We start from the raw sequence: 14,718 nt of genomic DNA on the forward strand, positions 1-14,718 counted from the left end.
CCTTTCATTATCCTAGACATTTTAATTTAGTCTGTCTTTTATAGAATTTTTCAGCTTCTTTCCGAAGTTTTCTTGCTTGACTAGCTGGATATCCTGCTTTTCTCAATCCCCCCTGCGTAATATCAAGTTCCCTTTTTAAGTTTGGATGGAATTGGTTGCGTCCCAATCCTTGTGATTTTCTAATTTGAGTTTCCCACCAATGAGCTCCTCCAACTCTAGTATGATGTACATTATCAAGAGCAATTGCAGGATTACCTGATAATCGTACTCTTTGACTAGTAAGTTTCTTCTGAACTAAATATTTATGACGTATTAATTCATGAGCCTGTAAACCATCCCCAACATGAACACTGCTATTTAATCCCCCGTAAGTACCAGTTTCAAACAAAATTGCCAAACCAAATGGATCAAGCTCACACAATGTATCATAAACATATCCATACAGAGTTGGATTACCACCTGCCAATCCAATCGGATCCTGCTGCGTATAACATCCTTCCTCTGGCGAATAATACCGGAAACGATTATAATACAATCCCGTCTCTTCATCCTCATACTGTCCCTGAAAACGGAATGGAATTAAATTCTTTTCACCTAATGCTTCCTCCGTTTTTACACGCCCATAGATATCCAGATTTCTTTCCCAAACCTTCTTTCCCTCTTCATCATAGGCTTCCACTGGAGTTCCCAGATAGTCACTTATAATACTGTAATTCCCATCCTTAGTGATTTTTCCTCTGGGAATAAAGTCATCCTGAAATACCCGTGTAATCAGATTATCCGGTATATTTTCTCCCTGCCCTGCTTCTTTTTTGCTTTTTCCTCCTCTCGTTTTTCCAGCTTCAAAATATAATCCGCTTTGAAATCTACTTTATTTTCAGTTTTCCTTCTGCCCACTGTGCATTTCTCTTCCCATTCATGAAACAAGTTATTTCCATTCCACAGGAATCTTATTACTTTTTGCTGCCTTCCCTCTGATACTCCTTTACTATGTATACTGGTTACTGACTTTTCAATCCTCCTGCCAAAAGTATCATATTGGAAGCTGACACAGCTTTTGTCCGGTCTGGTTACTTCCCGGAGCATGCCGTTTCCAAAATAATGGTACGTCCATGTACCTCCATCCGGTTCTATTTTCTTCGCCAGATTTCCCTCTTCATCATAGAAAAATTGCCTGCCCTTGGTTATAAGCTTCCCATATCCTTCCTATAGTTCATTACTGTATTTCTGAAAGATGACAACACAAAGATACCATTAGATATGCTATTGCAATACCGAACACTGCTTTCACAACTATAAAATACCCCACCAACAGGTGGTTGAAAACATCGCTATACTGTCAAAATCTACCGTTTTAGCATATCGTTTAAAATTAAATATCTTGCTTTACACGTCAATATAGGGACATCATACAGCAAAAAATATTATTCGAGTGAACCAAACAGTTCATCATAGGTATAAGTCACTTCTTCCTCTTCTTCCTGGGCTTGCAAATATGCCTCCCTATACGCCTCTGTTAATTCTGGTGCATTTATATTCTAATATATTGCAAATCATTGTCACTCTTTTGTAGACAGCTTTAATAATTTTCCCCCCCATTATAAACTATAAGCTCTATTAAGTTATAATTATTAGTTACATTTACACTAGACTTTCCATCTTTTAATAAAATATCATACCCCAAAAATTCTACCGTACTTCCATCCCTTTCAACTGTTGGTCTCGATTCATCTTTTCTTCTTTCCCTGCCACATTTCACTGATTAACCACTTTTTCATACTCTTCGCAATATAACCATTCAGCCTCTTTAACACTCCACTTCCGTTCCAGAATCACTTCGCCCGTCTCCCTGTTGACAGCATAACTCATGCTATACTGATTGCAAATGAACATCCTCACTGCCTCATCCGAATTTCCAGACAATGTTTCTTTTCCAATAAAATCTTTACCGAAAACTCGACCGCCTAAAAGGTGGAGGATCGAACCTTGCGCTTGGAAATTCAACATATTTCCTCTTTCTACTTGTAATTTGCTCATATATTATTACATTCCCAAATTAACAACCTCTCCTTCTATCAATGCAAACTCTTTTTCAGGCAATAACGCATATGTAGCAATATGCGTCACCTTATCCTCATCAAGTTTTATAATATTCAACAAATAACTATAGTCTGATACATGATAAACCCTAAAAGTATAAATACTATCTTCAAATTCCTTCACCCATAACTGCATCAATCTTATTCCCGGTTCATACTCTTCCATACTCAAATTTTCCATCTTTACAAATACATCCTCTTCCGGATTAAAATAATAAAACCTAATTTTTAAATATTCCGCCGTGCTCATATTAGATGGCTCATATTCCGACTTACTCATATATATCGGTAATCCGCAATTTGCAATATCAGCCATGTAAACAGCTTCTCCTGTCTCTAAAACCTTCTCTGCTTTTTCTTCATCACCATAATATTCATCAACTGTTCCTTTCCCATAATCAAGGTATTGAGCTGTCATAAACTCTGCTCCTGTTTTCTCTAAATAGTCTTCTATACTCTCTCCTATTTCTGACGTCGCATTTGCATTGAAATACAACTGTCTCCGTGTATATTCTTTCGGAAGATATCTTATCAATAAGTTTTGTGTCTCTGGCTGGGAATCTAATTTATGCAATCGTACTCCATCGTACTCTTTCAAATTATAATTACAGGAAAGATATGTATAATAATATGAGTTTTCATATTTTATAACTCTCCCCATTCCCTCGTTTTGTGTTTCAAACTTACTTACCAAAACAAATTCACCATCAATATAATCGTTCACAGAAACACAAACTCCCCCATTCGAACCACCTGTACCATATTCAAAGATATATTGTTCTTGCCCATTTGACCCTGATATACGAAAAATATTAATAAGGTGCTGTGGCACTAAATAAATTTCCGGCAACATTCTATATACATCTTCCAAATTTGCAGGCTGTTCTTCTACATCCAACAATTTTGGAAATAACAGATAAAGTTCTTCGATATTCATGGAATATTTTACCGCCCCAAATGTATTTGCCAACTTTTCATATGCCTTTTCCAGTTCCTCCCTATCACCATTACAAGAATCATGTAAAAGTATTTCTGTCATTGTAACCAATTCTTCTGGAAAATCATTGGTTGCGTCTGCACCTGAGATTGTAAATGTTCCTTCACTGCTTGTATATCTGCTCAAATATTCATTCATCCCAAGTTCTAATAATTCGATCCCTCCAACTTCCAGAAACTCTCTATCTAACAAATCTGTGTCCAAAGTCTGATATTTTGAATCAGTAGTATCCTGTTCCGTTTTGTCAATTTCTGTACTTATTATGTTCTCTTTAAATATATTACAGCCATTACACATCAACAATGCACTAATTAATATTAGAAAAAAAATCCTTTTCATCTTCTTTTACTCCTAAAATAATTCAAAAGCCTAATTCATCTCTATGTGGTTTCAACGCCTCATCCGCACCATCAATGAATTTGTACCCTTTAAAAAATAAGTATAATTGATTTATTCTGCGTCTATTCCCCTCATTACCAAATTTTTTTACTGCACCGACTGCCCCTTGCAAATCTTTTCTTAAATAATAATATATAATTTTGTCGGGATTATCTATAGATGAACTGTATGTATAACCGGTATCTGCCGTCGCAGATAATCCTGTATTAAACGAATAATCAAACATTGCTTCTAATTCACGTTGTGAATAAATAACTTCTTCATCTGCTTCATCTCTATACGCCTCAATTGCTCTATTAACATCTGGTATATATATCTCTTGGGCTAATACATTAAGTATCTGTTTTGCATTTTGGAGTGTAATAGCATATTTAGAATCTTCCGAATACTTTACCCCCCTATCATATAAATCTGTAATTATCGTATTTATATCATCTTCCGTCCAACCTAAATACGTCTCTAAGATATCCCAATTTCTTGTAGTACTATCGAAAGTAATTCCCGGTCCCAGTGTAACATTTTTTCTTGATTTAGCTTCATCATTATCCTTCTCATCTATATAGGGATACAATTTGGTTCCCTCTGCTTTTATCAGCCATTCTATATATTCAGTACTTAGTTGTTCTAACAAATTACCTTTATTTTCATCATCCTCATTCCCACTTAGCACATCCACTATTGTAATTATTCCCCCATACTGGCAAACCAAAACTGCATTACTCAATAACACCGAAGCATCTCTATGTGCATTTGCTTCCACCAGTAAATCCTTCTTTACTTGTCTCCAACCATTTTCTTCATCGACAAGTGGAATACAAATATGTGGGAACTCATTATAAATTGCCTTTATTGCTGTTTTTCCATCTACAGTATTTGCCACCGTCATAGGCAGCCGATTACGATAATTTGCTTCCGGACACAGGCATGAACCAAAATTATGTATATTTTCGGGTCTGCAATCCAATGTCGTCAGTAATGGCCATATACCTCTGTATATTCCATAATCTTCAAAGCAATCTAGCTGCACAAATTCAGTTCCATACTGACATCTAAGTTTTGAACCTCTTGGTACATATTGAGGTTCCGCAACTATTCCACGATAATGCTGATACATACTCATCAATTCACATAATTGCTCTTGACGCTTCTTCTCTTCTTCTGCCTCTTCTTCACTGCTTAAAGAACCATCATTTAAATATACAAAATTTCCATACCTATCAAAAACTGACATTTTGCTCTCCTATATTATTTTTTACTATCTCTTGACAAAATTACTGACGACCTGTTTAACAAATTGTTGTATTTCCATATTTTTATTCATTTTATTTTGTTTCTGACTGGAATGCAGATAAGATCCAGTAGTCATCTGCAATTTTCTCACTTTAAAACTCACCTGATACTTTCCGCTTTTTTTATTCTTTGTTATAATTACCTTCTCTAATCCCGGCATACTTCCAAGTGCTTTCAATGCACTACTGGCACCTTTGGACGTAGGATTCATAATAAGAGGCATTGCCCCCAAAGCTTTTGGAAGATTTTGCTTAAAATCCGGTGTCACCCTTACATGATGCTGCGGAAGGGGAGTATATGTATTATGCTGTGTTGCCCTAAGATAAGTCTTTTTCCCGCTTCCATTAAATTCGTCTCCCATATGAAAAGAACTCTTTTGTTTTCCCACGTTCATCTTCCTTTCCCGCTACATTATTCTCTATTTACACTAATACTACCTACTATATCCAGCCTGTCCATATAATCCCCAGCCAATATCTCAATTTCATCTTCAAATATTTCATATCTTTCCTGGATCTTTTCTGCAGCTTTATCTGACAATCTTTCTAAAACTTTAAAAAATAGCTTCCAGTCATCCAAAAGAAGTTTTTGTTTTATATATAACAATTCATACTCTTCTATCCTGATATATTTCTGTTCCAGTTTCTTTCTGACATTTTCCATGTCACTATTTATATTTTCATATATTAAATCCGGTTTCCAATATACACAGGACATATGCTCGTCCAAATATAGCATGGAATTACTCAATCCCATAGATATTTCGTAAGTTCCTGTATAACCACTGGTTCGTAAACGTTGAAAAATAAGATATCTTATTTTATCCTGTTCCTTATCATTTTGTTCACCACACCAGTTTTTTATTAATATATCTAAGTTCTCCACGAAAGCTGGAAATAACATACTATAATGCTTGTCTAGATATTCCCATTTAATCTTTCTTCTCTCAGAACAATATTCTTGTATGTACTCTTCAAGCTCTTTACAACGCATCATAGATTTCTCTTCCCCTTTCTCAATGCACCAAATCGCTTATACTGTTAAATCCGTCCATTCAATTTCGTTTTTTATCCTTTCTATCCCATCTTCATCTATATACAAGAATCTTTCGGTTAATTTTTCCCAAATATCTTTCGTCACCTCTACATTGTCAAATACATACTCATCACCTTCGTCATATTCTCCATTAAAATTTTTATCATACTTCGTAAATCCAATACTAAAGGTTTCATTTCCATATGTATCAAAAATATAATAGCGATACTCATCAGACAAAGGTCCCGCCCCAAAATCATGACTAATGAATGCACCATTCTTCAAAGCATAGTAATGCGGATAAGGTGATAGATTTTTATATAACTGCAAAGCACCATTTTTATACTGGAATATGTAATAATATCTTGCTGACTGCACATGAAGTTCCGCCTCTCCATTGCCATTGCAATCAAAAACAGCATATTGGGTATCATACCTCTTATTTGGCTCCCCTTTAGGCGTCGTAATAAAATCAATGTCTATGCCATCACATTCTATTTTTCCTTCTAAAAATTTTTCATACACTAACATTGCCTGTTCTGCGAAATCTTCTGAAGAAATTTTTCCGCCTTCCTCCTCATATATCGAAAAATCTCTCATGCTCATCACAACTATAAAAAATAAGAAAAGTAATAGAACTACCAGATTCCTTTTCATACTGTGGTACCCCTTTTCAACGCATTTATATTCTAATTTATTGCAAATCATTGCCACTCTTTTGTAGACAGCTTTAATAATTTACACCCCATCATAAACTATAAGCTCTATTAATTTATAATTATTAGTTACATTTACACTAGACTTTCCATCTTTTAATAAAATATCATACCCCAAAAATTCTACCGTACTTCCATCTCCTTCAACTGTTGGTCTAGATTCATCTTTTTTTCTTTCCCTGCCACATTTCACTGATTAACCACTTTTTCATACTCTTCGCGATATAACCATTCAGCCTCTTTAACACTCCACTCCCGTTCCGGAATTACTTCGCCTGTCTCCCTGTTGACAGCATAACTCATGCTATACTGATTGCAAATAAACATAGGTCCATAGTTGTAAGTATAACAAGCCGTGTAATGTGCAAAAACATAATACAGCTTATCATCTGTCAAACCTTTACAACGGAATTGCTTTATGCAAGGCAGTTCTTCGGGAAGCTGATATACGTATACCGACTGTTTCTGCTGAATTGTTCTTGCAACCATCAAATCATAGTCGTAACCATCTGCCGGATACAAATAATAAAAAAGTGTTTCCGCCGCCTCTTCCTCCGACATTTTCCCATCTGAAATATTCTCGTTAAAATATTTTTGGATGATTTCTCTTTCATATTCTTTATTATAAATGACTTCATAACTTTCACCTTTTTTTAGCCATTGACGCTCCAAAAGGATTTCACCTGTTTCTCTGTTGACAGCATAATCCGTATGATATTCATAGTAATATCCACACGAAAGAGCATCCGTTTCATACTGTGTATAATGTGAAAAAATATAATATCGTTCATCATCTGTTAATTGTTTGCATTGCAGCATTTCATGCTGATTATTCTTTTGCTCCGGCGTCTGATATAAGTATACCACTTGTCCCTGTACTACAGCAGAGGTCACTATGGAATCATAATCATCGTCACAACCGAAATTTATGTAATGAAAAAGAATCTTTACTGCCTCACCTTCTGTCATTCTGGAAAAATATACATCTTTGACAAAGAACCTTATAAAAATTACTAATCCTATTACTATTGCAACGAAAACTAAACTCATTTTATAAAATACTCTTTTCATATTTCCCCCAGTCATGCATCTCTATACTTCTCTATTAACCGCTTTTCCTCTACTTATATCAAACACATTCACTGACTGACCGCTCTTTTATACTCATCACTATACAACATCATAGGCTCTGTATCATCACTCCATTGCCATTCCTGCAGCACTTCGCCTGTCTCCCTATTAACAGCAAAACTTGTAGAATAGGAGGAATGAGTAAAAAAAGGTTCAGCAGTAGATGTGTAATACTCCGTATAAAATGAAAAAACATAATATTGCTTATTTTCTGTCAGACCTTCGCATGACAAAATTCTTACATAAGGGTACTCCGCATCTCCCGGAAGCTGATATACATACATCGACTGTTCTCCTTGAACTGTTCTTGCAACCAACGTATCATAATCGTAATAATCACTGTCTGAATACATATAATAAAAAAGTGTCTTTGCCGCCTCTTCTTCTGTCATTTTCCCATCTGAAATTTTTTCATTAAAATACAACTGAGTAATAACATTTTCATATTCTTTACTATACATCAATTCATACCCTTCATCCGTCTCTACCCATTGGCGCTCCTGTAAAACTTCACCTGTCTCCTTATTAACAGCATAATCTGTGTGATAATTATAGTCGTATCTATATGAATGAGCATTTACTCTATACATCGTATCATGTGCAAAAATATAATATCGTTCATCTCCTGTTAAACCTTTGCTATAGAGCATTTCATTTTCAGTAGGTTCCTGTTCCGGCGTCTGGTATGTATATACCAAGCCCTCACTTGTCATACCAACTGTCACCATGGAATTGTAATCATAATCTGAATATATGTAATAAAAAACAGCCTTTGCCGCCTCTTCCTCTGTCATCTTGGAGTTTGATTCATCCCTCTTCTCCACTGTTACCGCTTGCTCTATCATCTTCGCCCTTTGCATGTCTTTGCTAGCAAACCACATAAAAATTACTAATCCTATTACAATAGAAGCCGAACTTATTTTATAAACTGCCTCTTTCATATTTTGGGTATAACTCCTATTATCGTGTATTCATTATTATATTTTCTCTGACTATCTCTTCCATTTTTACTTTCCTTAAACGTCACCTTCGTCGTCACTTTTATCCCTTCTTTTTTAGCATTATTTTCAAAAATATCCTGTTTCAAACCTTTAACATAATTTGTATACTCTGCCGTTACATCATCATAGACAAATTCACTATATATTTGTCGAACTCCAGAATTCCAATTGTTATCATCCGCATAGACTCCAGATATAAATGTTTTTGAAAGAAATGACAAACGAGGAGTCTCCCAATTTAAATAGTGTAAGATATCATCATAATCTTTAATACCTGCGTATCCTTTATTGTATGCTTCTGCCCTTGCCTTTGAAAAATCTCCATGAAATATTATATATGCAATAATTTTTCCTCCCAATAAATCAACGGCCTTTTCACAGTCACTTTCAAAATTAGTCTCAGCACCATTTCCTCCATCTCCTGCTTTATTATCAAAACTTGTATTAAAGCTGCCAGTCCCTTCTTTTACAATAATAGCCAACAATAATCGTGGATCAACTTGTACCCCATAAGAATCTTCCATTGATAATTTCAGACATTCACCCACACTCTCCAAAAAAAGTTTCTGTGGATAGAGTCCCAGTTTTTTACGGCTTGCAGTGACAAACTCTCTGTTTTGTTCATCTCCATACATCTCTCTGTTTGTGCGATGCACTACAGCAAGGATTGCCTGCCCCTCCCTCTCTTTCTGTGTCGGAAAAAATAATGTAACTTTTGTTCCCTCTTCCGGCATACAATAGCACAGATTATTTGTTTCCGGTGTCCATATCCACGGATATCCCTGCCCCTTGTTGGCATCTATATCCAACTGTATGTAATCTTCTACTATTTCTTGATAAAATTACTAACTACCTGTTTAACAAATTGTTGTATTTCCATGTTTTTATCAATTTTATTTTGTTTTTGGCTTGAATGCAGATATGAACCCGTGGTCATCTGCAATTTTCTCACTTTAAAACTCACTTGATACTTTCCGTTCTTTTTATCTTTTGTTATAATTACCTGCTCTACTCCAGGCATACTTCCAATCGCTTTTAACGACATACCCGCATTTTTTGATGTTGGATTCATAACAAGTGGCATCGCCCCCAAAGCCTTTGGCAAATTTTGTTTAAAATCCGGTGTCACCCTTACATGATGCTGTGGAAGAGGAGTATAGGTGTTATGTTGTGTTGCCCTAAGATAAGTCTTTTTTCCATTTCCATTAAATTCGTCTCCCATATGAAAAGAACTCTTTTGTTTTCCCACGTCTATCTTCCTTTCTCGCTATACAATTCTCTATTTACACTAATACTGCTTATTACATCAAGCCTGTCCATATAATCCCCAGCTAGTATATCAATTTCATCTTCAAATATTTCATATCGTTCCTGTGTCTTTTCTGCAACTTTACTAGATAATCTTTCTAAAACTTTAAAAAATAGTTTCCAGTCATCCAAAAGAATTCTCTGTTTTAAATATAACAGTTCATACTCTTCTATCCGAATATATTTCTGTGCCAGCTTCTTATTGACATCCAGCATGTCACGATCTATATCTTTAAATATTAAATCTGGTCTCCAATATACACAGGACATATGTTCATCCAAATAGATCATGTCATTACTCAATCCCATAGAAATTTCATAAGTTCCTGTGTATCCGCTGGTTCGTAGTCGTTGGAAAATAAGATATTTTACTTTATCCTGCTTCTTATCTTAGTGTTCATCACACCATCTTTTCATTAACATATCTAACTTCTCCACAAAAGCAGGAAATAGCATACTATAATGATTATCTATATATTCCCATTTGACATTCATTCTATCAAAACAGTATTGTTGTATGTGACTTTCTAATTCTATATAACGGTTCATCCTTTTCCTTTCTCATTAACTAGATTTCCACTATTTAACTGCTTTTTTATACTCCTCATTAAACCCCTCACACTCTATATCACTCAATTCTGGTTCTCCAATTTATTCTTTGGAATACCTAAAATATAATATCCATGAAAAGATATTCCTTTTTCAAAAGGGAAATAAATATATAAATACTGTTGATCTAACCCAATATTCTGACTACTAAAACAGTCAAAACCTTCTCCTGTCGTACTTGCACTAACTTGTTCTTGAAACGTTTCCGAAAACTGTTTAATTACATCCGGGGCATGCGCATCTTCGGAACTAAATTCACTGTAAGTTCCTGCATATACCTCAAAATTTCCCGTCTGCAGCGCTTGCAGTACCTCATTAATGTCTGCAAAATCACTAAAGTAAATGTATTGCCCTTTTTCTATATCAATAGTAACCGGATATTGATGCGTATAGGACGGTCCTCCCACACACGAATCTATAGAAAAAACTAGACTTATATAATCATTATCCAACCACAGAAGATCATAATCAATTACATCGCCTGCATAGGCATGTGCATCTTGAACTTCCTCTTCCAGCTGTGCAACGGCTTTCACATATGTTTTCGCATACACAGAAAATGCAGCATCTTTTAAAAGTGAGTTCACTTTATTTATGTCTATGTTCAAACCGATACCATCTTCCAATTGTGGATAATTTATCGTTATATTGTATATATTTGTTTCATTTCTTTCCCTTCCAAGAGAGTATACATCATTCTTCACTTGTAAAGTTCGCTTATTCTCCATGCTGTTTAATACTGTATAAAAAACAATCAAGCTTATGAGCAAAATACCAACTATTCCGCAAAATACCTCTTTCCTATATATTTTTATACTTTTCTTAATCTCTCTATTCTGTCTTAACTTCATTATCAAAGACCTCTCATATATTTTTAAATGTTTTCCCAAATAAACACTTAATCACACTTCGAATTTTTTCTTATCAAATAATGTTATTTCTGACTTTTCAGAGTATTTACGATAAAACCAGTTATTCTAAACTATCTGGCAAACCAAGCGATTTTCCCGTCAATATCTCATAAAAATCATTAATGTATCCATTTCGTTCAACAAAAGTTCCTTTATCCCCTTTATTGATTGCTTCCGAAACAGATTTCCAATCAAGTTTTGCAACAAAATCATTTAAATTACACCCTTTGGGATTACCTTCAGTCCAAAACCATCCCGCCGACTCCCAAGCATATTCCCCTATATCTATTACCCCCACTTCACCTGGCTCAATGTCACTTACATCCTTGTTATACTCTCCACCAACTACTTTATATCCTCTTGTAACAATCTCATCATCTTCTATGTATTCTGCAAACTTTTCATAGTTATATCTTCCTGTCAGATGAATATATCCAGCTCCTCGATATAATTCACCATCATTACCACCTTTGTTTCCCAAGCCACTATTGTTACTATACCTATTGTTGAAATATTCTTCTGGATCATCTCCAGAAAACATTTCCACAGTTCTGGTTCCAAAATTACTCTCCTTGGCAACTTCTCCCATAAAAAAAGCTATTTCCTCATTCGAAGTAATATTATATTTTATTAACACTCTTTTCAATTCTTTGATTCCTGCCTCCCTCTCTTTACTATTAATTCCAATAAAAAAACCAAAATCATCTAAGTTATCTAAAGAAATCAACGCTTCGCTTGAAATATTTTCTTCATCAGTTTCTTTTTCAGGTATTCCTACTACCGTTATTTTTCCTCCATATATGCACGTTAAAAAAGCTCCTGAACGTAGTGCCTCAACAAAATTTTCACCCTCTGCTATAAGTAAATTTCCTGTTACCTGTTTCCAATTTCCACATAAAACAGGTATACATTTATACCTTACCTTTCCATGCTCATCCGGCTCACCCTCTTCACTTGGATGAGGAAGTTTCTCACTATATATATTACCGCATTTACAAGTACCAAATGAATAGATATTCTTATTGACTTCACAATCACTGCATGTCATAAGCGGTTTTTCGTTCGCAGCAAGTATTCCATGATCTTCATAAGCATCCAATTGAACCATTTCCGTTCCGTTAGAACAGCATATAGTTGCTTCTCTTGTAACATATTCCTCTTCTTGTACACTACCTACTTTATTTAACTCTTCGTAAAAAGCGTAATGCATCGCCATCATCTCACATGCGGTATCTTCATATTTTTTCTTAAAAAATCCCTTGAAAAACTTTTGAAGCCAATTTCCCTCCAATTCAAAAGTAAAATCTCCCGCTATAATGGCATCTCCATTTTTCTGTACCCTCTCTTCCGGCATAAAACTTTCTCCCTATATAAAAATTCCGTTATGTTTCTTACGTATTTTCAATCAGAATTGCGAACTTGTTTCGCAATTACCTATAAATAGTTTCCACTATTTAACTGCTTTTCTATACTCTTCATTATACAACCACTCACACTCTATATCACTCCATTCCCGTTCCCGAAGCACTTCGCCCGTCTCCCTGTTAACAGCATAACTTGTAAGATAATGATAATGAGTAAAAACAGGTTCATAACCATGAGTATAATAGTCTGTATAATCTGCAAAAATATAATATTCCTGATCTTCCGTCATACCTCTACATGAAAAATTTCTTACACAAGGAAACTCCTGATCTTCTGGAAACTGATATACATATACCGACTGTTCCTGTTTATATGTTCTTACAACTATTGAATCATAATCCCCCTCATCCGAATACATATAATAAAAAAGAACTCTTGCAGCTTGTTCCTTCAGCATCTTTCCATCTCTTTGATTCATCGTAATTTTTCCATCCCATCATATGTAAAATCTGCACATCCCCATTTTTATCGATACTGAAATATCCTTCTGCACTGCTAGTCCACTCCTCAAACGTGCAAATAGTTTCATTACATTCATACTCATCATATACACCATTTCCATTACTGTCATTCCGGTAAAATGCAATTGTTTTAAACGCATTTCCAGAAAACTCAAATTTATAAAAGGAATAGCTTTCTTTATTTTCTTTTGTATATTTATACACAATCACGCCATTTTTACAAACATCATAACATTTTAATGTTTCTTCCACCTGTTCATGAAACAAAACAAACAGCATATTATTTTGATATGCAAGAATATAATAATCTCCCAATGTCTGAATATGTAACTCCGGTATATGATCTCCATTTATGTCACACGTCAAATACTTCATACTTCCATCATCCATATCTGCTATCGTACCTCCACCAGAATTTTCCAACGCTCTCTCTCCTGACAAAAACTCATCATATGCCCTCATTGCCTCATCAGTATTCCCATGCAGCGCTTCTGTTCCAGTAAAATTTTTCCCGAAAGCTTCCTCATACGTTACCATAGTAACAGGGCAATCAAGCATTGTAAAAAAGTCTTTTGTCACTTCATCCCATTGTTCCTGATTCAGATGCCCGCTCATACTTTCATCTCCGAATATATAAATTTCATATTCTATTCCAGTCTCGCCATAATAAGCAGTAAAATAAATTTCATTCTCCACTTCTCCTGCCTTATTCAATGTTTTATATCCATATCGGGTATTATTTGCACTCGTAGAATTACAGTATCCTATCTGATTCGAACCAAGAAGTACTTCATATTCGTTCAGCCAGTGATAAACTTCCACTTTTTGTTCTTCCACAAGATACTTTAATATGCAGAAACCATTTATTCCAATATCCATTAGCAATTCTGGAAGTCCATCCCCATCACAATCAATAAAACGATATCTTGTTTTTTTTACAAATTGTTCTATAAACTCCATGTCATCTAAATCCGCTATCCCTCGTAGATGATCCCGAAAATAGACAGCCTTTTCTTCTCCATACTCCAATGGCATCTGATTTGTAATGATCCTATAAAAGTTCTCTTTATATGCCAGTTCCACTTGATCTGTATAAATCTCCCAATTAATCGAATATTCTTTTGACGAAAAATCAACTTTCTTTACTGACTCACATATGTTGCTGCTGTCCTGTTCGTTTGTATAATTTGTTTTGTTTTCTCTTACTCTGTTTTCCTCTGTTTCAATCTTTTTCATTTTGGTTTCTGCTGCCTGTTTATAATTTAAGACACCAACCAGCAGAATTATAACTACTATTCCTATCGTCCCCATATTCACAATCTTTCTTTTCAAAACA

Annotated in this window: 18 protein-coding genes; all 18 read right to left on the bottom strand. The window is 35.0% G+C overall.

All coding sequences use genetic code 11. The features are described from left to right. Positions 1–7 precede the first annotated feature (7 nt). Positions 8–679, bottom strand: a complete 672-nt coding sequence (locus H8S51_RS18130) for an RHS repeat domain-containing protein (RefSeq protein WP_007885000.1) — start codon at positions 677–679, stop codon at positions 8–10. A 900-nt stretch (positions 680–1,579) separates the two neighbouring features. Next, on the bottom strand, positions 1,580–1,759 hold the full coding sequence (locus H8S51_RS14335; RefSeq protein WP_186899620.1) for a hypothetical protein: 180 nt from the start codon (positions 1,757–1,759) through the stop codon (positions 1,580–1,582). Beyond that, entirely contained in the window at positions 1,756–2,037 is a 282-nt protein-coding gene (locus tag H8S51_RS14340; RefSeq protein ID WP_186899619.1) for an ABC transporter substrate-binding protein, read from the bottom strand. Before H8S51_RS14340 ends, H8S51_RS14335 begins: the two co-directional genes overlap by 4 nt. 6 nt (positions 2,038–2,043) lie before the next feature. Further along, complete coding sequence (locus tag H8S51_RS14345; protein WP_186899618.1) at positions 2,044–3,435, bottom strand: hypothetical protein; 1,392 nt, start codon at positions 3,433–3,435, stop codon at positions 2,044–2,046. Positions 3,436–3,457: 22 nt separating this feature from the next. Then, positions 3,458–4,726, bottom strand: coding sequence for a PAAR-like protein (locus H8S51_RS14350; protein ID WP_006859535.1), 1,269 nt, complete (start codon positions 4,724–4,726; stop codon positions 3,458–3,460). A 24-nt stretch (positions 4,727–4,750) separates the two neighbouring features. Beyond that, entirely contained in the window at positions 4,751–5,173 is a 423-nt protein-coding gene (locus H8S51_RS14355) for a hypothetical protein (protein ID WP_147402616.1), read from the bottom strand. A 23-nt stretch (positions 5,174–5,196) separates the two neighbouring features. Further along, positions 5,197–5,781 carry an enolase family protein gene (locus tag H8S51_RS14360; protein WP_007884986.1) on the bottom strand — a complete coding sequence of 195 codons (585 nt, stop codon included), beginning with the start codon at positions 5,779–5,781 and terminating at the stop codon, positions 5,197–5,199. A gap of 36 nt (positions 5,782–5,817) precedes the next feature. Continuing rightward, the gene (locus tag H8S51_RS14365; protein WP_241070745.1) at positions 5,818–6,477 is read right to left on the bottom strand and encodes a hypothetical protein; all 660 of its coding nucleotides are present in this window, start codon (positions 6,475–6,477) and stop codon (positions 5,818–5,820) included. Positions 6,478–6,558: 81 nt separating this feature from the next. Then, positions 6,559–6,729 (bottom strand): hypothetical protein, encoded by a 171-nt coding sequence (locus H8S51_RS14370; RefSeq protein WP_007884979.1) that lies wholly within the window; start codon positions 6,727–6,729, stop codon positions 6,559–6,561. Then, positions 6,726–7,607 carry a hypothetical protein gene (locus tag H8S51_RS14375; RefSeq protein WP_241070746.1) on the bottom strand — a complete coding sequence of 294 codons (882 nt, stop codon included), beginning with the start codon at positions 7,605–7,607 and terminating at the stop codon, positions 6,726–6,728. The genes H8S51_RS14370 and H8S51_RS14375 overlap by 4 nt, the downstream gene beginning before the upstream one ends. A gap of 68 nt (positions 7,608–7,675) precedes the next feature. Further along, the gene (locus H8S51_RS14380; protein ID WP_241070747.1) at positions 7,676–8,512 is read right to left on the bottom strand and encodes a hypothetical protein; all 837 of its coding nucleotides are present in this window, start codon (positions 8,510–8,512) and stop codon (positions 7,676–7,678) included. Positions 8,513–8,604: 92 nt separating this feature from the next. Beyond that, entirely contained in the window at positions 8,605–9,477 is an 873-nt protein-coding gene (locus H8S51_RS14385; protein WP_241070748.1) for a hypothetical protein, read from the bottom strand. A 17-nt stretch (positions 9,478–9,494) separates the two neighbouring features. Then, positions 9,495–9,917 (bottom strand): hypothetical protein, encoded by a 423-nt coding sequence (locus H8S51_RS14390; RefSeq protein WP_186899613.1) that lies wholly within the window; start codon positions 9,915–9,917, stop codon positions 9,495–9,497. Between the two features lie 2 nt (positions 9,918–9,919). Further along, the gene (locus tag H8S51_RS14395) at positions 9,920–10,285 is read right to left on the bottom strand and encodes a hypothetical protein (protein ID WP_241070749.1); all 366 of its coding nucleotides are present in this window, start codon (positions 10,283–10,285) and stop codon (positions 9,920–9,922) included. Between the two features lie 323 nt (positions 10,286–10,608). After that, positions 10,609–11,436, bottom strand: coding sequence for a polysaccharide deacetylase family protein (locus H8S51_RS14400; RefSeq protein WP_186899612.1), 828 nt, complete (start codon positions 11,434–11,436; stop codon positions 10,609–10,611). 121 nt (positions 11,437–11,557) lie between these two features. Further along, positions 11,558–12,850, bottom strand: a complete 1,293-nt coding sequence (locus H8S51_RS14405) for a PAAR-like protein (protein ID WP_186899611.1) — start codon at positions 12,848–12,850, stop codon at positions 11,558–11,560. Positions 12,851–12,946: 96 nt separating this feature from the next. Further along, positions 12,947–13,318 carry a hypothetical protein gene (locus H8S51_RS14410; protein ID WP_241070750.1) on the bottom strand — a complete coding sequence of 124 codons (372 nt, stop codon included), beginning with the start codon at positions 13,316–13,318 and terminating at the stop codon, positions 12,947–12,949. Then, on the bottom strand, positions 13,266–14,714 hold the full coding sequence (locus tag H8S51_RS14415) for a hypothetical protein (RefSeq protein ID WP_186899610.1): 1,449 nt from the start codon (positions 14,712–14,714) through the stop codon (positions 13,266–13,268). Before H8S51_RS14415 ends, H8S51_RS14410 begins: the two co-directional genes overlap by 53 nt. Positions 14,715–14,718: the final 4 nt, after the last annotated feature.

Origin of the sequence: Roseburia rectibacter, from assembly GCF_014287515.2 — a bacterium.
GTDB classification, from domain to species: domain Bacteria; phylum Bacillota; class Clostridia; order Lachnospirales; family Lachnospiraceae; genus Roseburia; species Roseburia rectibacter.